This window comes from Variovorax sp. FW305-3-2-15-B-LB1, assembly GCF_058787635.1.
The window spans coordinates 124,631-143,970 of sequence record NZ_JBYSZY010000008.1 but is presented as its reverse complement, the minus strand read 5'-3'; the positions used below and the strand labels follow the sequence as shown (position 1 = coordinate 143,970).

Annotated in this window: 19 protein-coding genes; 14 read left to right on the top strand and 5 right to left on the bottom strand. The window is 69.6% G+C overall.

The genetic code is table 11. The annotated features are described in order from the left end of the window. Position 1 precedes the first annotated feature (1 nt). Genes AC3WQR_RS07795 through AC3WQR_RS07765 form a run of 7 tightly spaced genes read left to right on the top strand, consistent with a single transcriptional unit; the run spans position 2 to position 5,306 of the window. Positions 2-397 carry a DarG family dialkylresorcinol biosynthesis protein gene (locus tag AC3WQR_RS07795; RefSeq protein ID WP_070059463.1) on the top strand — a complete coding sequence of 132 codons (396 nt, stop codon included), beginning with the start codon at positions 2-4 and terminating at the stop codon, positions 395-397. Next, a complete protein-coding gene (gene darH / locus AC3WQR_RS07790; protein WP_095947357.1) occupies positions 394-1,374 on the top strand; it encodes a BtrH-related acyltransferase DarH in 981 nt (326 codons plus the stop codon). The genes AC3WQR_RS07795 and darH overlap by 4 nt, the downstream gene beginning before the upstream one ends. Continuing rightward, positions 1,374-2,282 (top strand): ABC transporter ATP-binding protein, encoded by a 909-nt coding sequence (locus AC3WQR_RS07785; RefSeq protein WP_492741655.1) that lies wholly within the window; start codon positions 1,374-1,376, stop codon positions 2,280-2,282. Before darH ends, AC3WQR_RS07785 begins: the two co-directional genes overlap by 1 nt. A gap of 9 nt (positions 2,283-2,291) precedes the next feature. Further along, on the top strand, positions 2,292-3,449 hold the full coding sequence (locus tag AC3WQR_RS07780; protein WP_159272350.1) for an ABC transporter permease: 1,158 nt from the start codon (positions 2,292-2,294) through the stop codon (positions 3,447-3,449). After that, positions 3,446-3,724 carry an acyl carrier protein gene (locus tag AC3WQR_RS07775; protein ID WP_062476711.1) on the top strand — a complete coding sequence of 93 codons (279 nt, stop codon included), beginning with the start codon at positions 3,446-3,448 and terminating at the stop codon, positions 3,722-3,724. Before AC3WQR_RS07780 ends, AC3WQR_RS07775 begins: the two co-directional genes overlap by 4 nt. Beyond that, entirely contained in the window at positions 3,721-4,794 is a 1,074-nt protein-coding gene (locus AC3WQR_RS07770; protein ID WP_492741654.1) for a beta-ketoacyl synthase N-terminal-like domain-containing protein, read from the top strand. Before AC3WQR_RS07775 ends, AC3WQR_RS07770 begins: the two co-directional genes overlap by 4 nt. Beyond that, positions 4,791-5,306 carry a hypothetical protein gene (locus tag AC3WQR_RS07765; protein ID WP_492741653.1) on the top strand — a complete coding sequence of 172 codons (516 nt, stop codon included), beginning with the start codon at positions 4,791-4,793 and terminating at the stop codon, positions 5,304-5,306. Before AC3WQR_RS07770 ends, AC3WQR_RS07765 begins: the two co-directional genes overlap by 4 nt. Here AC3WQR_RS07765 and AC3WQR_RS07760 read toward each other — a convergent pair. The 5 genes from AC3WQR_RS07760 to AC3WQR_RS07740 form a co-directional block, all read right to left on the bottom strand. Beyond that, positions 5,285-5,905: an HD domain-containing protein gene (locus tag AC3WQR_RS07760; protein ID WP_492741652.1), complete on the bottom strand. Its 621-nt coding sequence runs from the start codon at positions 5,903-5,905 to the stop codon at positions 5,285-5,287. The two genes, AC3WQR_RS07765 and AC3WQR_RS07760, sit on opposite strands and share 22 nt — an antisense overlap. 5 nt (positions 5,906-5,910) lie before the next feature. Beyond that, positions 5,911-7,014, bottom strand: coding sequence for a lytic murein transglycosylase B (gene mltB / locus AC3WQR_RS07755; RefSeq protein ID WP_492685263.1), 1,104 nt, complete (start codon positions 7,012-7,014; stop codon positions 5,911-5,913). A 65-nt stretch (positions 7,015-7,079) separates the two neighbouring features. After that, a complete protein-coding gene (locus tag AC3WQR_RS07750; RefSeq protein ID WP_492741651.1) occupies positions 7,080-9,110 on the bottom strand; it encodes a transglutaminase TgpA family protein in 2,031 nt (676 codons plus the stop codon). A 13-nt stretch (positions 9,111-9,123) separates the two neighbouring features. Beyond that, on the bottom strand, positions 9,124-10,104 hold the full coding sequence (locus AC3WQR_RS07745) for a DUF58 domain-containing protein (RefSeq protein WP_095947365.1): 981 nt from the start codon (positions 10,102-10,104) through the stop codon (positions 9,124-9,126). Then, complete coding sequence (locus AC3WQR_RS07740; RefSeq protein ID WP_062482262.1) at positions 10,101-11,021, bottom strand: AAA family ATPase; 921 nt, start codon at positions 11,019-11,021, stop codon at positions 10,101-10,103. The genes AC3WQR_RS07745 and AC3WQR_RS07740 overlap by 4 nt, the downstream gene beginning before the upstream one ends. A gap of 89 nt (positions 11,022-11,110) precedes the next feature. Between AC3WQR_RS07740 and AC3WQR_RS07735 the strand changes: the two genes are divergently transcribed. The 7 genes from AC3WQR_RS07735 (at position 11,111) to AC3WQR_RS07705 (ending at position 19,314) form a co-directional block, all read left to right on the top strand. After that, positions 11,111-12,064 (top strand): histone deacetylase family protein, encoded by a 954-nt coding sequence (locus AC3WQR_RS07735; RefSeq protein ID WP_062482261.1) that lies wholly within the window; start codon positions 11,111-11,113, stop codon positions 12,062-12,064. 39 nt (positions 12,065-12,103) lie between these two features. Then, positions 12,104-13,393 (top strand): mechanosensitive ion channel family protein, encoded by a 1,290-nt coding sequence (locus tag AC3WQR_RS07730; RefSeq protein ID WP_307694091.1) that lies wholly within the window; start codon positions 12,104-12,106, stop codon positions 13,391-13,393. A 136-nt stretch (positions 13,394-13,529) separates the two neighbouring features. Continuing rightward, entirely contained in the window at positions 13,530-14,279 is a 750-nt protein-coding gene (locus AC3WQR_RS07725) for an electron transfer flavoprotein subunit beta/FixA family protein (protein ID WP_354345839.1), read from the top strand. Between the two features lie 13 nt (positions 14,280-14,292). Next, a complete protein-coding gene (locus tag AC3WQR_RS07720) occupies positions 14,293-15,225 on the top strand; it encodes an electron transfer flavoprotein subunit alpha/FixB family protein (protein ID WP_095947368.1) in 933 nt (310 codons plus the stop codon). Positions 15,226-15,311: 86 nt separating this feature from the next. Beyond that, positions 15,312-17,102, top strand: coding sequence for an acyl-CoA dehydrogenase (locus AC3WQR_RS07715; RefSeq protein WP_062482680.1), 1,791 nt, complete (start codon positions 15,312-15,314; stop codon positions 17,100-17,102). A gap of 80 nt (positions 17,103-17,182) precedes the next feature. Continuing rightward, complete coding sequence (locus AC3WQR_RS07710; RefSeq protein ID WP_062482679.1) at positions 17,183-18,145, top strand: NAD(P)H-dependent flavin oxidoreductase; 963 nt, start codon at positions 17,183-17,185, stop codon at positions 18,143-18,145. Positions 18,146-18,219: 74 nt separating this feature from the next. Continuing rightward, positions 18,220-19,314, top strand: coding sequence for an acyltransferase family protein (locus tag AC3WQR_RS07705; protein WP_492741664.1), 1,095 nt, complete (start codon positions 18,220-18,222; stop codon positions 19,312-19,314). The last annotated feature ends 26 nt before the right edge of the window (positions 19,315-19,340 follow it).

Here is a 19,340-nt window from a genome sequence, read left to right as displayed (position 1 = left end):
CATGGACCTCGATGCCGTGCCACAGGAGGGCAACGCAACCCTCGCCGGCCATTCCAAGCTGATGTACGCCCGCGACGCGCAAGGCCGCGTCGTCACCACCACCTCGAAGGGCTGGGAGGCGGAAGAGATCGTCACCAGCCACGCGGTCGACGTGCTGGTCGAGCAGGCGCAGGAGGCCAAGGCGCGCGTGAAGGCCGGGCTGGCTTCGCCGCTCGAGTACTGGATGTACGAGCGTCGCATGGACGTGGCGCTGCTCTCGCAGACCAGCGGCTTCTGGCAATGGCGCGTGCGCCGCCACCTGCTGCCGCGCCATTTCGCCGCGCTGTCGCCGGCCCAGCTTGCCCGCTACGGCCAGGCGCTGGGGCTGCCCGTTTCCACCCTGCAAGGCCTGCCGTGAACTTCCAACACCAACAGGCGGCGCACTGCGAAAGCGGCGTCATCTCCAGCCTCATGCGCCACCACGGCGCGCCGATGAGCGAGGCGATGGCGCTGGGGTTGTCGTCGGCGCTGTCGTTCGCCTACCTGCCGTTCATCAAGCTGTCGGGCCTGCCGCTCATCTCGTACCGCATGCCGCCCAAGGCCATCATCAAGGGCCTTTTGGCACCGATGGCCGCGCGCTTTCGCTTCGAGACCTTCCGCAGCCCGCAGGCCGGGCAGCAGCGGCTCGACGCGCTGCTGGCCGACGGCCAGCTCGTGGGCCTGCAGACCTCGGTCTACTGGCTGCCGTACTTCCCGCCGAACATGCGCTTTCACTTCAACGCGCACAACCTGCTGGTCTACGGCAAGGACGGCGACGACTACCTGATCAGCGACCCGGTGTTCGAGGAACCCGTGCGCTGCGCGAGCGAAGACCTGTCGCGCGCCCGCTTCGCCAAGGGCGTGCTGGCGCCCAAGGGCCTCATGTACTACCCGCAGGCCATCGAGCGCAAGGCGGTCGATGCCGCCTCGGTGACCCAGGCCATCCGCAAGACCGTGCGCAACATGCTCGCGCCCGTGCCCATCGTGGGCGTGCGCGGCATGCGCACGCTGGCCAAGCGCATGCAGAAGCTGTCGCCCAGCGATCCGCGCAGCGTCGACTTCATCGGCCACCTGGTGCGCATGCAGGAAGAGATCGGCACGGGCGGGGCGGGCTTTCGCTTCATCTACGCGGGCTTCCTGCAGGAGGCCGCGCAGCTGCTCGACAAGCCGCAGCTCACGCAGATGTCCGAACGCCTGATCGCCATCGGCGACGGCTGGCGTGCGTTCGCGCTCAAGGCGGCGCGCATGGTGAAAGGGCGCGAACCGGTCGATCCCGTTGCACTCGCCGGCAAGCTGCGCGAGCAGGCGCAGCAAGAGGAAACCTTCTTCCGCGACCTCAAGGCCGCTGTTGCCTGATGTTGGAGCTGCACCAGCTCGGCTACCGCTACCCGCACGCTGACAAGGCCGCGCTGGCCGACGTGTCGCTCGCCGTGCCGCGCGGTTGCGTGCTGGGTTTGCTGGGGCCGAACGGCGCGGGCAAGACCACGCTGATCTCGCACCTGTCGGGCGCGCTCGCGGTGCAGTCGGGCGACATCCGCATCGACGGCCAGCCGCTGCAGCAGGTGCGCGCCAAGGCGCCCACGCGCATTGCCGTGGCGCCGCAGGACCAAGCCTTCTATCCGATGCTCACCGTGGCCGAGAACCTGGCCTGCTTCGCCGCGGCCGGCGGTCTCTCGGGTGTGCGAAAAAAGTCGCGCATCGACACCTGCACGCAGTTCGCGCAGCTCGAACAGTTCTCGGGCGCGCGCGCCGAGCGGCTCTCGGGCGGCCTCAAGCGGCGCCTGAACCTCGCGATCGCCTTGCTGCCCGAGCCCGAGCTGATGCTGTTCGACGAGCCGACGGTGGGCGTCGATCCGCAGTCGCGCGCCTTCATCCTCGATGCGATCAAGAGCCTGGCGCAGGCCGGGGCGGCGGTGATCTACGCCTCGCACTACATGGAAGAAATCGAGGCCATCGCCGACCGCGTCGCCATCCTCGACCAGGGCCGCGTGCTGCGTGAAGGCCCGCTCGACGCGCTGCTGTCGCAAAGCGCGATGCTGCTGACCCTGGCCGCCGACGGGCTCGACGCACAGATGCTGTCGCGCTTCGGCACGGTGGAGCAGGGCGCGGCGCACTGGCGCATCCACCTGAACGCGGGCACTGGCCCCGGCCCCGTGCTGGCCGCGCTCGAAGCCGAAGGCATCGAGGTGCGCCAGGCCGAGTTCGGCCGCCACGACCTCGAGCAGCTCTTCATGGCGCTCACGCACCGTTCGCTGCGCGACTGACCGAACGCCATGCTCCTAGCGCTCATCAAGAAAGAACTGCTGGCCCTCGTGCGCGACATGCACGGGCTGGCCGTGCTGTTCGTGATGCCGATGGTGTTCATCGTGCTGATGTCGCTCACGCTGAAGGACATCTACCGTCCGCCGTTGGCCGAGCTGAGCTACGCGGTCGATGCGCGCGACAGCGGCACGCCCGCCAGGTGGCTGCTGCAGATCTGGCAGCGCAGCCACGGCGCGCCGCAGCCGCTGGGCGCCGACTGGCAGGCGCGGCTGCGCAGCGGCACGCTCAAGTATGTGATCGTGCTGGAGCCCGGGCTGTCGGACGAGCTGGAATCGGCCGCGCTCTCCACGCGCGCCCACATCCGCCTGCTGGCCGAGCCCGGCATCGACGCCAACCTGTTCAACGCGCTGCGCGCCGAACTCATCGGCGCGTCGGGCGAACTCAAGGCGCGGCTCGCGCTGGCGGTACCCGGCACGGCCAGCCCCGCGCCCGACGCGTCCATCCAGGCGATGGTGCAGGCCGAGCGCTTTGCCACGGCCGGCCCGCGGCCCACGTCGGTGCAGCAGAACGTGCCGGCCTGGCTGGTGTTCGGTATGTTCTTCGTGGTGGCCTCGCTGTCCAGCCTGTTCGTGCAGGAGCGCGGCTCGGGCGCGCTCGGCCGGTTGCAGAGCCTGGGCGTGTCGCGTTCCATGCTGCTGGCCTCCAAGGCCTTGCCCTACCTCGGTGTGAACGCGCTGCAGGCGCTGCTGATGCTGGCAGCGGGCATCTGGTTCATGCCGCTGATCGGTGGCGACGCGCTCTCGCTCGCGGGCATCCACTGGGGCGGTCTGCTGCTGTCGCTCGCGGCCGTGAGCCTGGCGGCGGTGAGCCTGTCGCTGGCGGTGGCCTGCCTGGTGAAGAGCCATGCGCAGGCCGCCACGCTCGGGCCGATGGTGAATGTGCTGATGGCGGCGGCGGGCGGCATCATGGTGCCCAAGTTCGTCATGCCGGGCTTCATGCAGCGCATGGTCGAAATTTCTCCCATGAACTGGGGGCTCGAAGCGCTGCTCACCGTGCTGCTGCGCGGCGGCGGCGTGGCCGAGGTGCTGCCGCAGGTCGGTCGGCTGGTGGCGTTCGCGGCCCTCATGTTCTTCGTGGCTGTCTTTCTGTTTCGCAGGCGCGCACCGTGACGAGCACCGTTTCTTCTCCTGAATTCATCGCCCGCCTGAAGGCCCTCGTGCTCGAGGCTGTCGAAAAAGACGCGCCGCCCGGTGGCCTCGGCGACGACGAGCCGCTGTTCGGCCCCGAGGCGCGCCTGGACCTCGACTCGCTCGATGCGCTGCAGGTGTCGATGGCGATCCAGCAGCACTTCGGCCTGCGCATGCCCGACAGCAAGGACACGCGGCGTGCCATGACGTCGATCGCGCACTTGGCGGAACACCTGGCGCAAGCGGGCAAGGCATGAGTCCGGTGTACCTGGCCGGCATGGGCCTGGCCTGCGTGCTCGGCGACGATGTGCCGTCGGCGCTCGCGGCACTGCGGCGCGGCGGCGTGCCGCCCACGCCGGTGACGGTGGCCGAGGGCCTGCAGTGGCCGGTCTACATGCTGCCCGTGCCGCCCGGCGACTGGGCGCAGCGCGTGCAGCACACGGTGCGCCGCGTGGTCGCGCAGACCGGCGAGGGGCTGGACCGGCAGGGGCCGCTGTTCGTGGCCTCGTCGTCGCTCGACATCGGGGCCATGGAGCATGCGCAGCACGATGCGCGGCTGAGCGGCGACCTGCAGGACTTTGCCGACATCGCCGCCGCCGCGCTCGACTGGCAAGGCCCGGTCTTCACCGTCTCGACCGCCTGCACCTCGGCGCTCAACGCGATGCTGGCGGCGGCCGACATGGTGCGCGCGGGCGAGGCCCGCGAGGCACTGGTGATCGGCGCCGAGCTCGACAACCGCTTCACCGTGGCCGGCTTCGGCGCGATGCAGCTGCTGGCGCCCGACAGCGCACGGCCCTTCGGCGCGGGGCGCCAGGGGCTGGTGCTCGGCGAAGCGGTGGCGGCGCTGCGGCTCGGATCGCAACCCGCGCGCTGGGCGCTGCTGGGCGGCGCCAACGTGGTCGACGGCCGCAACCCCTCGGGCACCGAGGCGAGCGCGGTGCGCGCGATGTGCCGTGACACGCTGGCGCGCAGCGGCCTGCAGCCCGCGGACATCGACCTGGTCAAGGTGCAGGCGGCCGGCAGCCCGGTCAACGACGCGATCGAGGTCGAGGCGCTGCGGGAGGTGTTCGCGCCGCTGCCGCCGCTGGTGTCGCTCAAGTCGGCGATCGGCCACACGCTCGGCGCGGCTGGGGCGGCGGAGCTGGCCTTGCTGGTCGGCTGCATCGAAGGCGGCGCCTGGCCGTCGGTCGGCTACGCGCTGGACGAGACGCTGGGCATCGCGCTGAGCGACGGGCCGCCGGCGCGGCTGCGCCACATCCTGCTCAACGTGGTGGGCTTCGGCGGCGGGCATGCGTCGCTGGTGCTCAAGGATTGCAACGCCGCATGACCACACCGACTTGGCGCACTGTCGCGCACGTCGTGGCGCATCCGCCGCCCGACGACTGGCGCGACGCGCTCGCGACCCGCCTGGGCCGCCGGCCGCGCCGCGTCGGCCTGTGGACCGAGCTGGCGATGTACGGCGCGCTGCGCTGCCTCGACGCGGCCGGCGAAGCCGCGCTGCCGGCGGGCGCGCGCCTGCGCGTGACCAGCCGGCGCGGCGCGTGGGAGGCCACGCGCGCGGGGCTGGCGCAACTCGATGCGGGCTTGCCGATGCCCTTCACCTTCATGCAGGGCCAACCCGCGCTGATGCTGGCGGAAGTCGGCCGCTGCCTCGACTGGCAGGGCGACGCGAGCTTCATGCTGTGCCGCGATCTCGCGCGGCCGCTGGCGTTGTCGCAGCTGGGCGCGGGGCGCGACGGGCTGCTGTTCGGTGTGGTGGAGGAGACGTTCGGCGACGTGCCGCCGCGCTCCGAATGGTGGCGGCTGGTGCCGACGGTTCAGCCTGCGATCGAGCGCTGAAGGTTCTCGCGCGCTCGCGCTTCGAGCAGTGCGTGCATGCGCGGCGTGGCGTAGATCGCCGGGCGAGCTAGAAAGCGCTGGAGGATCGCGCGCCGGCGCGGCAGGCGAATCTCCTCGGGAACGAAACCGTATTCCGCGTGCACCTGGCGCTCGTACTCGTCGAAGCGTGCACGCTCGGCGCCGAGGATCGACAGGTCGATGTCGATCAGCAGCTCCGCGTCGCGGCCCTCCGGCACGGCGTCGTGGCGCGTGGCCATGACGAGCGCGTGGACGCGGTCGGCCGACGCATCGCTCGCACCGGCGGCCTGCAGCGCCTGCCTCGCCCAGTCCGCGCTGCGTGCCTCGTTGTCGTGCGCATGCACGTCATAGATGGCGTCGTGGAACCACAGCGCCAGCGCGACTTCGCCGGGGCGTTCGGCCAGCGCCTGTTCCCGGTCGAACCACGCGAGGCATTCGCCCAGGTGCTGCATCGTGTGGTAGTGGCGCTGCGGCTCGCCGTAGCGGCGTTGCAGTTCGAGCCGCAATGCGTCGTCGGGCGCGGCCACGCCGAGCGCCTGCCAGGCGGCGGTCCAGTTCGCGTGCAGCGCCTGCGGTGTCATTGCGGCTATTGCTCCATCGCGGCCTTGACCTCCTGGCCGAGGTCGAGCACCGACATCGCGTAGTAGCTGCTCCAGTTGTAGCGCGTGATCACGTAGAAGTTGCGCGTGCCCGCGACATAGGTCGGCGGCGCGTCGAGGCCGTTCTGCAGCTCGATGAGCGCCAGCAGACCTTTGTGCTTCAGGCCTTCGCCCTCGGGCACGGCGCCCGCGGCAACGAAGCTGTCGGCGCTGAAGGTGGGCAGGATGTCGGGCGCCAGCAGCAGCGCCTTCTTCAGGCGGGCTTCCTCGAAATGCACCGGATAGATCGACGGCATGCCTGGCGTCCAGCCGAAGCCCTTGAAGTAGCTTGCCACCGAGCCGATCACGTCGACCGGGTTGTTCACGAGGTCGATGCGGCCGTCGCCGTCGAAGTCGACCGCGTACTTGGCGATGCTGCTGGGCATGAACTGCGGCATGCCCATGGCGCCGGCGTAGCTGCCCACGGGCGTGAGCGGGTCGTCGGCGGTGCGGCTTTCGGTGCTCAGGAAGCTCTCGAGTTCGCCGCGGAAGAAGGCGATGCGCTCGGCCGCGCGCGGGTGGCCCTGCGGGAAGTCGAAGGACAGCGTGGCCAGCGCATCGATCACGCGGAAGTTGCCCATGTTGCGGCCGTAGATGGTCTCGACGCCGACGATGCCGACGATGATTTCCGGCGGCACGCCGTAGGTGGCCTCGGCGCGCGCGAGCGTGTCGGCGTTGGCGCGCCAGAAGCGCACGCCGGCCGCGATGCGCACCGGGTCGATGAAGCGGCTGCGGTAGGTCTGCCAGTTCTTCACCGTGCCGACCGGGCCCGGCAGCATCAGGCGCGGCACGTTGGGCAGGAAGCGCGCGGCACCGATGGTGGCGCGCACCCAGTCGCGGTCGAGGTTGCGGCGCTGGGCGACGTCGTCGGCGAACGCCATGGCGTCGTCGCGCGTGGCGTACGGAGTGCTGCCGCGCACCGGCGTGACGGCGGGGCGGCCGTTGGCCTGGGGCTTCTGGGCCAGGGCTCCCGTGGGCCAGGCGACGCAGGCGGCGAGGAGGGCGGTGGCGGCCACTGCGGCGCGCAAGGGCGTGGGAAAGGCGTGTGACATGGGCACGATTGTGCCGCCCGTGCGCATGCGCACTTTCGGGCGACACATGTGGTTGCAGCCGCGCTTCAGGCGCGCGGCGGCGTGGGCGGCCAGCGCAGCCGGCGGAACTCGGCGCGCAGCGCGGCGAGCGAGGCCGATGGGCCGGATGCGGCGGGCGCGTAGCGCTGGGCTTCGAGCTTCAGCAGCCAGTCGCGCACGGCCTGCGCGGCGGGCCCGAAGCGGGCGTCGGCGGCCTGGGCCATCTGGCGCGGCGGCGCCGTCTCGGGCAGCGGCAGGCCGGCCTTGGCCAGGCGCGCGCGGGCCCGGCCCAGCAGGCGCAGCCACGGGTCGTGCCGGCTGCGCTCCCACAGCGTCCAGCCGGCGCCGGCCAGGCTCGCGGCCACCAGCAGGTACAGCAGCACGTAGCCCAGGTCTTCCAGGCTCGGGGCGTTGAAGCCGAGGGTCTTGAGCAGGTCGAGCTGGCGGCTCTGCGTGTAGTTGAGCACCCACTGGTTCCAGCCGTTGTTCACGGCCTCCCAGGCGGCGCGCAGGTTCTGCACCAGCGTCGGGCTCATGACGCCGATGGCGCCGGCCAGCAGTCCGGGCTGCGGCGTGAGGCGCTGGAACTGCCCGATGCGCCCCGGCGCGACCGAGCCGGTCGGGTCGACGCGCACCCAGCCCGCGCCTTCTTGCCACACCTCGGCCCAGGCGTGGGCGTCGCTCTGGCGCACCACCCAGTAGTTGTCGACGTTGTTGAGCTCGCCGCCCTGGTAGCCGGTGACGATGCGCGCCGGGATCTGCAGGTGGCGCATGAGCACCACGAAGGCAGAGGCGATGTGTTCGCAGAAGCCTTCCTTGCGGTCGAACCAGAATTCGTCGGCGGTCTCGTTGCCGTACACGCCGGGCTCCAGCGTGTAGGTGTAGCCGCCGGTGCGCAGGCGTCGCAAGGCGGCCTGCACGAAGGCGTTGGCATCGGCGCCGGCCAGCGCGGGGTCGGCGCGCATCTGGGCGGCGAGTGCAGCGGTGCGTGGGTTGCTGCCGGGCGGCAACGCCAGGTAGGGCTGGAGCCGGCTGCCGGTGCGCACGATCGGGCCGCTCTGGAACTGTGGATGGCTCTCGGCGCGGTAGCGCACGAGGTCGGTGATCGGCCGGTTCACGAACCACTGCAGGTCGGGCGTGCCGGTGACCTCGTAGCCGGGCACCTCGGGCGCACGTGGCGCAGCGTCGAGCGTGAGCAGCCACGGGCGCTGGCTGGCCTCGAGCGTGACCTCGTAGCGCACCGGCTCGCCGCGCGTGCGCAGGTTCGACACCGACTGCCCGCTGCGCGCCCAGGTCGGCAGCGCCGTCCATTCGCGGCCGTCGAACTGCGCCAGCACGGGGCCGCGGAAGTACAGCTGGCTTTGCGGCGGCGCGCGGTTGCCGTCGAACTTGATGCGCGCGGCGATGCTCCCGTCGAGCGCCAGCTCGGCGATGGTGCCGACCCGCATCGTGTTCGACAGGCCGGTGCGCCCGGCCATGGCGTCGCCGGGCGTGCCCCACAGCGGCGCGAAGCGCGGGAACAGCAGGAACAGCGCGAGCATCACCGGCGCGCCCGCCAGCGCCATCCAGCCGGCCATGCGCGCGGCCTGCATCAGCGGCGGCCGGCCCACCGGCATGTGGGCGTTGACCAGCGCCGTCAGCAGGCCCAGCAGCGCCAGCAGCATGGTGAAGGCGGTGAGCAGTGACTGCGAATAGAAGAAGTTCGTGAGCATCGCGAAGAAGCCCAGGAAGAAGACCACGAAGGCGTCGCGCCGCGCGCGCAGCTCCAGCGTCTTGAGCGCCAGCAGGCACACGACCAGCGTGACGCCCGCGTCGCGGCCCAGCAACGTGCGGTGGGTGGCGTAGGTGCCGGCCAGCGCCAGCGCCAGCAGCGCGATGCGCCACCACTTGCTGGGCAGTGGGCGCGCCTGCACCGCCAGCGAGGCGCGCCACAACAGCACCATGGCGGTGATGGCCGAGCACCACCAGGGCAGCTCGTCCACCTGCGGCAGCAGGATGAGGCCGATGACGCACAGCAGGAACAGCGTGTCCCGTGCGTCCCTCGGCAGCGCGGTGAGTTCGCGTACGACCCGGTTCATGCGGCGGCCCCGTTCATGCGCACAGCGCCAGCGCCTCGAGGCAGGCGCGCCGGTGCGCCTCGCCCTGCGACGGCTTCACCGTGCGGCCGGCGACGCGCACGCCGTAGTCCACGCCGAGCCGGTCGGCCATCAGCACCCAGGCGCACAGGCGCGACAGGCGGGCCTCGATGTCAGGCAGCGCGGCGGCGTGCGCGTCGAGCCAGAGCTCTTCGCGCTGCGTGTGTTGCGTGTCGCGGCTCACCAGGTCTTCGGAGCCGTTGGCCTGCGCGCGGGCCGCTTTCTTCCAGACCACGAGCTTGAGCGGATCGCCGCGGCGGTAGGCGCGCACGCCGTCGTACTCGCCGGCGTTTTGCGCCCGCACCGCGGCCGACGCGGCGGCGGGCCCGGAGAGCGGCTCGCCCGCCGGCAGCGGCGGCGGATGGGCTTCGGGCGTCGGGTACACGAGCAGCTGCGCGGCCGGGCGCCAGACCGTCCAGACGCGGAAGGTGCCGAGCGGAAAGCGCGTCTCGGCGGTCAGCGGCGGCACCGGGTGCAGGCCGCGCCGCTCGGGCTGGAAGGCGATCTCCACCGTGGCCGTGCCTTCGGCGGGCACGTCGGTCCAGGCCCACTGGCCGCTGCCGCGCACGGCCATGCCGATGCCGTAGCGCACGCTGCGTCGTTCGTTGTGCAGCACCACGCGCAGCACCGCCGCGGCGCCCGCGAACTGCGCCTCGGGCGGCACCATGCGCAGCGCCAGCCCGCGCAGCGTGGCGTGGCACACGTGCATGCCCACCGCGACGCTGCCGGCCAGCAGGAAGGTCAGCAGGTAGCCCAGGTTGAGCTGGTAGTTGATCGACGCCACCAGCAGCACCAGCAGCGTGGCCGCCAGCGTCCAGCCGGCACGCGTGGGCACGATGTAGACGTTGCGCTGGGTGAGTTCGAGCGTGTCCGACGGGGCCCGGCGCGAGAGGAACCAGCCGTCGATGCGCGAGCGCAGGACGCCGACAGGGCTCACGGCAGCGGCACCTCGGCGATCATGGCGCGCACCTGTTCGACGGCGCCGCGGCCGGCGTCGCCCACGGGCGTGAGGCGGTGCGCGATGGTCTGCGGCAGCACGGCCTGCACGTCGTCGGGCGCCACGTAGTTCCGGTTGGCCAGCAGCGCCTGGGCCTTGGCGGCGCGCAGCACGGCGATGCCCGCGCGCGGCGACAGGCCCTGCAGGAACCAGCGGCCCGAGCGGGTCGCGGCAATCAGGTCCTGCAGGTAGTTCAGCAGCGGCTCGGCCGCATGCACCTGCTGCACGCGCTGCTGCAGGGCGGTGAGTTCGCCGGCGGTCAGCATCGCGGGCAGGCCGGCGAGCATCTCGCGACGGTCGGCGCCGGCCAGCAGCTGGCGCTCGGCCGCGCGGTCGGGGTAGCCCAGCGAGATGCGCATCAGGAAGCGATCGAGCTGCGACTCGGGCAGCGCGAAGGTGCCGAGCTGGTCCTGCGGGTTCTGCGTGGCGATCACGAAGAAGGGCGAGGGCAGGGGGCGGGTCTCGCCCTCGACCGTGACCTGCTTTTCTTCCATCGCCTCGAGCAGTGCGCTCTGGGTCTTGGGGCTGGCGCGGTTGATCTCGTCGGCCAGCAGCACCTGCGCGAAGATCGGCCCGGGGTGGAACACGAAGGCCTGCTGGCCCCGGTCGTAGATCGCCACGCCCGACAGGTCGCCCGGCATCAGGTCGGCCGTGAACTGCACGCGCGAGAACTGCAGGCCGAAGGTGTGCGACAGCGCATGGGCCAGGGTGGTCTTGCCGACCCCCGGCACGTCCTCGATCAGCAGGTGCCCGCCCGCCAGCAGACAGGCCACGCAGTCGCGCACCTGGGCCTCTTTGCCAACAATCACCGTGTTAAGCTGACTCAGCAAAGTGGCTAGCTTCGCAGCAACGTCCATATTTGTATCCATATGCAAACGATACCGTAAGACCTTGCGGCCCCATGCTGCGTGAGGTCTAGACGCGACGACACGAGACACGGCGAGAGATGGGCAAGACAGGCTACTTCACGCATCGCGACTTCTGGAAGCACGACATGGGCAACGGGCATCCCGAATGCCCCGAGCGGCTGGATGCCATCGAAGACCGGCTGCTGTTGACCGGCGTCGGCGACGCGCTGGCGCGGGGCGAGGTGCCCCTGGCCACGCTGGAACAGATCACCCGGGCCCACAGCCACGCGCATGTCGAACACCTCGAGGAGTTGCAGCAGCGCCTCGTGGCCGACGCGCCCGCCGGCGGCCCCGACCATGCGCAGGTCGATCCCGACACCGTGCTGACCCGCTTCACCCTGCTGGCCGCGCGCCGCGCCGCGGGTGCCGCCGTGGCGGCCACCGATGCCGTGATGGCCGGCGAGATCGAGAACGCCTTCTGCCCCGTGCGGCCGCCGGGCCACCATGCCTGCCGGGAGCAGGCGATGGGCTTTTGCTTCTTCAACAACGTGGCCATCGCCGCGCGGCACGCGCTCGAGGTGCACGGCCTGGACCGCGTGGCCATCGTCGATTTCGACGTGCACCATGGCAACGGCACCGAGAACATCTTGTCGAACGACCCGCGCGTGCTGATGGTCGGGTTCTTCCAGCACCCGTTCTATCCGTACAGCGGCACCGAGCACCCGGCGTCGAACATGCTGAACCTGCCGATCCCGGCCTACACCAAGGGCATGGACGTGCGCGAGCTGGTCGAGGCGATCTGGATGCCCCGGCTCGAGGCCTTCAAGCCGCAGATGGTGTTCATCAGCGCCGGTTTCGACGCCCACCGCGAGGACGAGCTGGGCCAGCTCGGCCTCAACGAAAACGACTTCGCCTGGATCACCGGCCGCGTGCGCGATGTCGCCAAGCGCCATGCGCGCGGGCGCATCGTCTCGCTGCTCGAGGGCGGCTATCACCTCGACGCCCTGGCGCGCAGCGTGGAAGCGCACATCCGCGTGCTGGCGGACCTGTAACCCGGTTGGCGCCCGCGAGGCGCCCTGTTTCTTTCATCGATGAATTTCAATTTCGACGACTTCCTCCAGCGCCTGCGACAGGTCGACGCGCACGGCCTGGGCATCGAACTCGCCGTGCTCGTGACCTGCGTGGCCGTGGCATGGGCGGTGTGCAAATGGTTCGGGCGCGACCAGCCCAAGGATTCGATCTGGTTCGGCGAACGCACCTTCGACGGCCTGCTGTTCCCGCTGCTCGCGCTGGTGCTCACCGGCATTGCGCGTCGCGTGGCGCTCGATGTGCTGCCCGTGGTGCTGGTGCTGCGCATCGCCGTGCCGGTGTTCCTGTCGCTGGCCGTCATCCGGCTGTTCGCGCGGGTGCTGCGGGCCGTGTTCCCGACTTCGAGCCTGGTGCGGCTGATCGAGCGCACCATCTCGTGGCTGGCCTGGATCGCCGCCGTGCTGTGGATCGTCGGGCTGCTGCCGCCGGTGCTGGCCGAACTGGACGACATCACGCTGGCCTTCGGCAAGACCCGCGTGAGCCTGCAGACCATCATCCAGGGCGCGCTGTCGGCGGGGCTGGTGCTGATGATCGCGCTGTGGATCTCCAGCACCATCGAAAAACGCATCCTGCGCGAGGCCGTGAGCGACCTGTCGATGCGCAAGGTGGCGTCGAACGCGGTGCGTGCCTTCCTGCTGCTGATCGGCCTCTTGTTCGCGCTGTCGGCGGTGGGGGTCGACCTCACGGCGCTGTCGGTGCTGGGCGGCGCGCTCGGCGTGGGCCTGGGCTTCGGCCTGCAGAAGCTGGCGGCCAACTACGTGAGTGGTTTCGTGATCCTGCTGGAGCGCTCGATCCGCATCGGCGACAACGTGAAGGTCGACACCTTCGAAGGCCGCATCACCGACATCAAGACGCGCTACACGCTCATCCGCGCGGGCAACGGGCGCGAGGCCATCGTGCCGAATGAATCGCTCATCACCGGCCGGGTCGAGAACCTGTCGCTGGCCGACCGCAAGTTCAACATCACGACCAACATCGTGGTCGGCTACGAGAGCGACGTGGCGCAGGTGCAGGGCATCCTGTGCGACGCCGCCAAGGCCCAGCCGCGCGTCATGACCGACCCGGCGCCCATCGCCTACCTCGTCACCTTCGCGCCCGACGGCCTGGAGTTCAGCCTGAACTTCTGGGTCGCCGACCCTGACAAGGGCAAGGACAACGTGCGCTCGGCCATCAACATCGCCATCCTCGAAGGGCTGCGCGCCGCCCGCATTGACATTCCCTATCCGCAGCGGGTGCTGCGAGTGGAATCTTTGCCGGCGGGAGTGGCCGCAGCGCCTCCCGCTGTTTTATAATCACGGAAAAGCACGATCGTTCTTTTTTCAGCCCTTGAGGCCGACAAGAAGAATGGAGAGGCAGCCAAGGCCGGCGTCCTAAAATGGCCGGCTGCTCTCGAAGCCCCCCTTTTTGCAATCCAATGGAGTCAAGTCAATGAAGGTTCTTGTGCCTGTCAAACGGGTCGTCGATTACAACGTGAAGGTGCGCGTCAAGAGCGACGGCACCGGGGTGGACATTGCCAACGTCAAGATGAGCATGAACCCCTTCGACGAGATCGCTGTCGAAGAAGCGGTGCGGCTGAAGGAAAAGGGCCTGGTCACGGAAGTGATCGCCGTCTCCTGCGGCGATGCCAAGTGCCAGGAAACCCTGCGCACCGCGATGGCCATCGGCGCCGATCGCGGCATCCTGGTCGAGACGAGCGAAGAGCTGCAACCTCTCGCGGTTGCCAAGTTGCTCAAGGCGCTGGTCGACAAGGAACAGCCCCAGCTGATCATCCTGGGCAAGCAAGCCATCGACGACGACGCCAACCAGACGGGCCAGATGCTGGCGGCCCTGGCCGACCTGCCCCAAGCCACCTTCGCCTCGAAGGTCGACCTCGCAGCCGACAAGGTCACCGTCGCGCGCGAAGTCGACGGTGGCATGGAAACCCTGACGCTCACGCTGCCAGCGGTCATCACGACCGACCTGCGCCTGAACGAGCCGCGCTATGTGACGCTGCCCAACATCATGAAGGCCAAGAAGAAGCAGCTGGACACCTTCAAGCCCGAAGACCTGGGTGTGGACGTGAAGCCCCGCCTGAAGACCCTCAAGGTCAGCGAGCCCCCGAAGCGTGGCGCCGGCATCAAGGTGCCCGACGTCGCCACCCTGGTGGACAAGCTCAAGAACGAAGCCAAAGTGATCTGAGGAAGAAACGAACATGACCGCACTCGTCATTGCCGAACACGACCACGCCAGCATCAAGCCGGCCACCCTCAACACCGTGACCGCAGCCCTGGCTTGCGGTGGCGACGTCCACGTCCTCGTGGCCGGTGCCAACGCAGCAGAAGCCGCCAAGGCCGCCGCGCAGATCGCCGGCGTGTCCAAGGTGATCGCTGCCGACAGCGCATCGCTGGCAGAGAACCTCGCCGAGAACGTTGCCGCCCAAGTGCTGGCGATCGCCGGCAACTACAGCCACATCCTGTTCCCCTCGACCGCCAACGGCAAGAACGTCGCTCCGCGCGTGGCTGCCAAGCTCGACGTGGCGCAGATCAGCGACATCACCAAGGTCGACAGCCCGGACACGTTCGAGCGCCCGATCTACGCCGGCAATGCCATCGCCACCGTGCAGAGCACCGACGCCACCAAGGTGATCACCGTGCGCACGACCGGCTTCGACGCAGCTGCTGCCACCGGTGGCAGCGCCACCGTTGAAACGGCTGAAGGCGTGGCCGACAGCGGCAAGAGCGCTTTCGTGGGCCGTGAAGTCACGAAGAGCGACCGCCCCGAACTGACCGCCGCCAAGATCATCGTCTCGGGTGGCCGCGCGCTGGGCAGCGCCGAGAAGTTCAACGAAGTGATGACGCCGCTGGCCGACAAGCTCAACGCCGGCCTGGGCGCCAGCCGCGCCGCAGTGGACGCGGGCTACGCCCCGAACGACTGGCAAGTGGGCCAGACCGGCAAGATCGTCGCCCCGCAGCTGTACATCGCCGCGGGCATCTCGGGTGCCATCCAGCATCTGGCCGGCATGAAGGACTCGAAGGTCATCGTCGCGATCAACAAGGACGAAGAAGCCCCGATCTTCTCGGTGGCCGACTATGGCCTCGTGGCCGACCTGTTCACGGCCGTGCCGGAACTCGTGAAGGCGCTCTGATCGCTTCAACGCATTGAGCCAGAAGGCATCGTTCGCGATGCCTTTTTTACATCTGCCGCCCCCACCGCGGCCCCTGGAGAGAAGACATGAGCTACACCGCCCCCCTCAAGGACATGCTGTTCGACATCGAACACCTGGCCAACATCGGCGAGATCGCCAAGCTGCCCGGCTTCGAAGACGCCGGCCTCGAAACCGCACAGGCCGTGCTCGAAGAGTGCGCGCGCTTCAACCAGGACGTGGTGGCGCCGCTGAACGTTGAAGGCGACCGCAACCCTTCGTCGTTCAAGGACGGCGAAGTCACCACCAGCAAGGGCTTCAAGGACGCCTTCGCGCAGTACGTGTCGGGCGGCTGGCAGGGCCTGCAGCATCCGGCGGACTTCGGCGGCCAGGGCCTGCCCAAGACCATCGGTGCGGCCTGCGGCGAAATGCTCAACTCGGCCAACATGAGCTTCGCGCTGTGCCCGCTGCTGAGCGACGGCGCCATCGAGGCGCTGCTCACCGCCGGCTCCGACGAGCTCAAGGCCGTGTACCTCGAGAAGCTCGTGAGCGGCCAGTGGACCGGCACGATGAACCTCACCGAGCCGCAGGCCGGCAGCGACCTGGCCATGGTGCGCAGCCGCGCCGAGCCGCAGCCCGACGGCACCTACAAGGTGTTCGGCACCAAGATCTTCATCACCTACGGTGAGCACGACATGGCCGAGAACATCGTGCACCTCGTGCTGGCCCGCGTGACCGGAGCGCCCGAGGGCGTGAAGGGCATCAGCCTGTTCGTGGTGCCGAAGTTCATGGTCAACGCCGACGGTTCGCTCGGTGCGCGCAACGACGTGCACTGCGTGAGCATCGAGCACAAGATGGGCATCAAGGCCTCGCCGACCGCCGTGCTGCAGTACGGCGACCACGGCGGCGCGGTGGGTTACCTCGTGGGCCAGGAAAACCGCGGCCTCGAGTACATGTTCATCATGATGAACTCGGCCCGCTACGCCGTGGGCATGCAGGGCATCGCGATCGCCGAGCGCGCCTACCAGCACGCCGTGGCCTACGCCAAGGACCGCGTGCAGAGCCGCCCGGTCGATGGCTCGATCAATGCCAGCGCGCCCATCATTCACCACCCGGACGTCAAGCGCATGCTGATGACGATGCGCGCGTATACCGAAGGCTGCCGCGCGATGGCCTCGGTGGCCGCCGCCGCCTACGACGCCGCCCACCATCATCCCGATGCCGACGCGCGCAAGCAGAACCAGGCCTTCTACGAATTCATGGTGCCGCTCGTGAAGGGCTACAGCACCGAGATGAGCCTCGAAGTGACCTCGCTGGGCGTGCAGGTGCATGGCGGCATGGGCTTCATCGAGGAGACCGGCGCGGCGCAGTACTACCGCGACGCGAAGATCCTCACGATCTACGAAGGCACCACCGCGATCCAGGCCAACGACCTCGTGGGCCGCAAGACCGCGCGCGACGGCGGCCAGACCGCCAAGGCGATCGCCGCGCAGATCGAGAAGACCGAAGCCGAGCTGGCCAAGAGCGACAGCGCCGCGGCCGCAGCCGTCCTCAAGCGCCTGACCGCTGCGCGCCTGGCCTTCATCGACGTGGTCGACTTCGTCGCCGGCCAGACCAAGGCTTCGCCGAACGCCGTGTTCTCGGGCAGCGTGCCGTACCTGATGCTCGCGGGCAACCTCGTGGCCGGCTGGCAGCTCGCGCGCTCGCTGATCGTGGCGCAGGACCAGGCCTCGCACAACGTGGACGTCGCCTTCATGCAGGCCAAGATCGCCACCGCGCGCTTCTACGCCGAACACATCCTGAACAAGGTGCCGGGCATCCGCGACAGCATCGTCGAAGGCGCCGAGAGCGTCACGGCGCTGGCGCTCGAAGCGTTCTGACGCACACGCTGCTGTCGCCCATCTGACGGGCGGCAGCGGCCCCTTGCTCTTATAAAACCGAACCCCTTCCCGGAGACGACATGTCCAAGCTGCCTTCTGTCCTCGCGAACCTGCCGCTGCCGATCATCGGCTCGCCGCTGTTCATCATCAGCAACCCCAAGCTCGTGATCGCGCAATGCAAGGCCGGCGTGGTCGGCTCGATGCCGGCGCTCAACGCCCGCCCGGCCGCCCAGCTCGAAGAGTGGCTGATCGAGATCACCGAGGAGCTGGCGGCCTACAACAAGGCCAACCCGGACAAGCCCGCCGCGCCCTTCGCCATCAACCAGATCGTGCACAAGAGCAACGACCGCCTCGAGCACGACATGGAGATGGTCGTGAAGTACAAGGTGCCGATCGTGATCACCTCGCTGGGCGCGCGCACCGACGTGAACGATGCTGTGCACAGCTACGGCGGCGTGACGCTGCACGACATCATCAACAACAAGTTCGCGCAGAAGGCGATCGAGAAGGGCGCCGACGGCATCATCGCCGTGGCGGCCGGTGCCGGCGGCCACGCGGGCGTGAAGAGCCCGTTCGCGCTGGTGCAGGAAATCCGTCAGTGGTTCGACGGCCCGATCGCGCTGTCTGGCTCCATCGCCTCCGGCGGCGCGGTGCTCGCGGCGCAGGCCATGGGCGCCGACTTCGCCTACATCGGCACGGCCTTCATCGCGACCGAAGAGGCGCGTGCGAGCGAGGAGTACAAGCAGGCCATCGTGGACGGCAACTCGGACGACATCGTCTATTCGAGCCTGTTCACCGGCGTGCACGGCAACTACCTGGCACCCAGCATCGTCAAGGCCGGCATGGACCCGGCCAACCTGCCCGAAGGCGACGTGACCACCATGAACTTCGGCGGCGGCGAAGGCAGCAAGGCCAAGGCCTGGAAAGACATCTGGGGCTCGGGCCAGGGCATCGGCGCGATCACCGAAGTGGCGAGCGCGGGTGCCTTCATCGAGAAGCTCAAGCGCGAATACCAGGAAGCACGACAGCGATTGGCACTTTGAACGGTTCGCACGCACCGGCATCGACCTCCGCTGCGAGCGGTGGCGGCGGGGCCGTGCCTGCGCGGCAGGGGCGCATGCCGCTGCTCGACGTGGTCAAGGGCCTGGCCTGTGCGCTGATCGTGGGGCACCACCTCGCGCGCTACGGCCCGATGCCGGCCGGCGCGCAGGTGCTGGCGCCCGATTTCTTCGGCTGGCTGGCGAATGACGGTCGGCTCGCGGTGCAGGTCTTTCTCGTGATCGCCGGCTTCCTGGCCACGGCGAGCCTGGCGCCCGACGGCGTGCTGCGCGTGGACCGACCGCTCTCGCGGATCTTCCAGCGCTATGGCCGGCTGGTCATGCCGTACCTGGCGGCGCTCACGGTCTGCGTGCTGGTGGCCGAGGTGGCGCGGCCATGGCTGGGTGAGGAGGTGGTGCCGGCCGAGCCGAGCCTCGGTCAGCTGCTGGCGCACGGGCTGCTGCTGCAGGACCTACTGAACTACGAGTCGCTGTCGACCGGCGTCTGGTATGTGGCGATCGACTTCCAGCTGTTCGCGCTGGCGCTCGCACTGGTCGGGCTGCCCGCCGTGCTGCGACAACCCACTTCGGCCGCGCGCTGGGCGCCGGTGGCGCTGGTGTTCATCGTGGCCGTGGCGTCGCTCGCGCTGTTCAACCGGCAGGCGCGGCTGGACGAAACGGCGTTCTATTTCTTCGGCGCCTACGGGCTCGGCATGCTGGCCTTCTGGGTCGGCCGCGCCACGCGCACCAGCACCTGGTGCAGCGCCGTCGCGCTGCTGGCGCTGGTGGGGGCGGGTGCGCTCGCCATCGACTGGCGCAGCCGCATCGCCATCGCACTGATCACTGCGCTGCTGATCGCGGTGGCGCAGCGCCGGCAGTGGCTGTCGCCCGCGCACTGGCCCGCGGCGGCCGTGCCGCTGCAGCAGCTGGGGCGCATTTCGTACTCGCTGTTCCTGATCCATTTCCCGGTGCTGCTCGCCGTGAACGCGCTGGTGGCGGGCCTGGGGCCGCATGGGCCATGGGTCGACCTGCTGGGCATGGTCGCGACCTTCGGCCTGTCGGTGGGCGCCGCGGTGCTGCTGTACCGCGGGGTCGAAGCCCGGCCGGCGTCGCTGCGCAGCGTCTGCACACTTTTTGCCGCATTGCTCGTCAGCGGCCTCATCGTGTCGTACTGAAGCGCGCCGCACCCGCTGCGGTGCGG

What these genes read in the sequence shown, in the direction of transcription:
- AC3WQR_RS07795 (WP_070059463.1), top strand. Translation starts at nt 2, where the DNA reads ATGGACCTCGATGCCGTGCCACAGGAGGGCAACGCAACCCTCGCCGGC.
- AC3WQR_RS07785 (WP_492741655.1), top strand. Translation starts at nt 1,374, where the DNA reads ATGTTGGAGCTGCACCAGCTCGGCTACCGCTACCCGCACGCTGACAAG.
- AC3WQR_RS07780 (WP_159272350.1), top strand. Translation starts at nt 2,292, where the DNA reads ATGCTCCTAGCGCTCATCAAGAAAGAACTGCTGGCCCTCGTGCGCGAC.
- AC3WQR_RS07770 (WP_492741654.1), top strand. Translation starts at nt 3,721, where the DNA reads ATGAGTCCGGTGTACCTGGCCGGCATGGGCCTGGCCTGCGTGCTCGGC.
- AC3WQR_RS07765 (WP_492741653.1), top strand. Translation starts at nt 4,791, where the DNA reads ATGACCACACCGACTTGGCGCACTGTCGCGCACGTCGTGGCGCATCCG.
- AC3WQR_RS07760 (WP_492741652.1), bottom strand. Translation starts at nt 5,905, where the DNA reads ATGACACCGCAGGCGCTGCACGCGAACTGGACCGCCGCCTGGCAGGCG.
- mltB (WP_492685263.1), bottom strand. Translation starts at nt 7,014, where the DNA reads ATGTCACACGCCTTTCCCACGCCCTTGCGCGCCGCAGTGGCCGCCACC.
- AC3WQR_RS07750 (WP_492741651.1), bottom strand. Translation starts at nt 9,110, where the DNA reads ATGAACCGGGTCGTACGCGAACTCACCGCGCTGCCGAGGGACGCACGG.
- AC3WQR_RS07740 (WP_062482262.1), bottom strand. Translation starts at nt 11,021, where the DNA reads ATGGACGTTGCTGCGAAGCTAGCCACTTTGCTGAGTCAGCTTAACACG.
- AC3WQR_RS07735 (WP_062482261.1), top strand. Translation starts at nt 11,111, where the DNA reads ATGGGCAAGACAGGCTACTTCACGCATCGCGACTTCTGGAAGCACGAC.
- AC3WQR_RS07730 (WP_307694091.1), top strand. Translation starts at nt 12,104, where the DNA reads ATGAATTTCAATTTCGACGACTTCCTCCAGCGCCTGCGACAGGTCGAC.
- AC3WQR_RS07725 (WP_354345839.1), top strand. Translation starts at nt 13,530, where the DNA reads ATGAAGGTTCTTGTGCCTGTCAAACGGGTCGTCGATTACAACGTGAAG.
- AC3WQR_RS07720 (WP_095947368.1), top strand. Translation starts at nt 14,293, where the DNA reads ATGACCGCACTCGTCATTGCCGAACACGACCACGCCAGCATCAAGCCG.
- AC3WQR_RS07715 (WP_062482680.1), top strand. Translation starts at nt 15,312, where the DNA reads ATGAGCTACACCGCCCCCCTCAAGGACATGCTGTTCGACATCGAACAC.
- AC3WQR_RS07710 (WP_062482679.1), top strand. Translation starts at nt 17,183, where the DNA reads ATGTCCAAGCTGCCTTCTGTCCTCGCGAACCTGCCGCTGCCGATCATC.
- AC3WQR_RS07705 (WP_492741664.1), top strand. Translation starts at nt 18,220, where the DNA reads ATGCCGCTGCTCGACGTGGTCAAGGGCCTGGCCTGTGCGCTGATCGTG.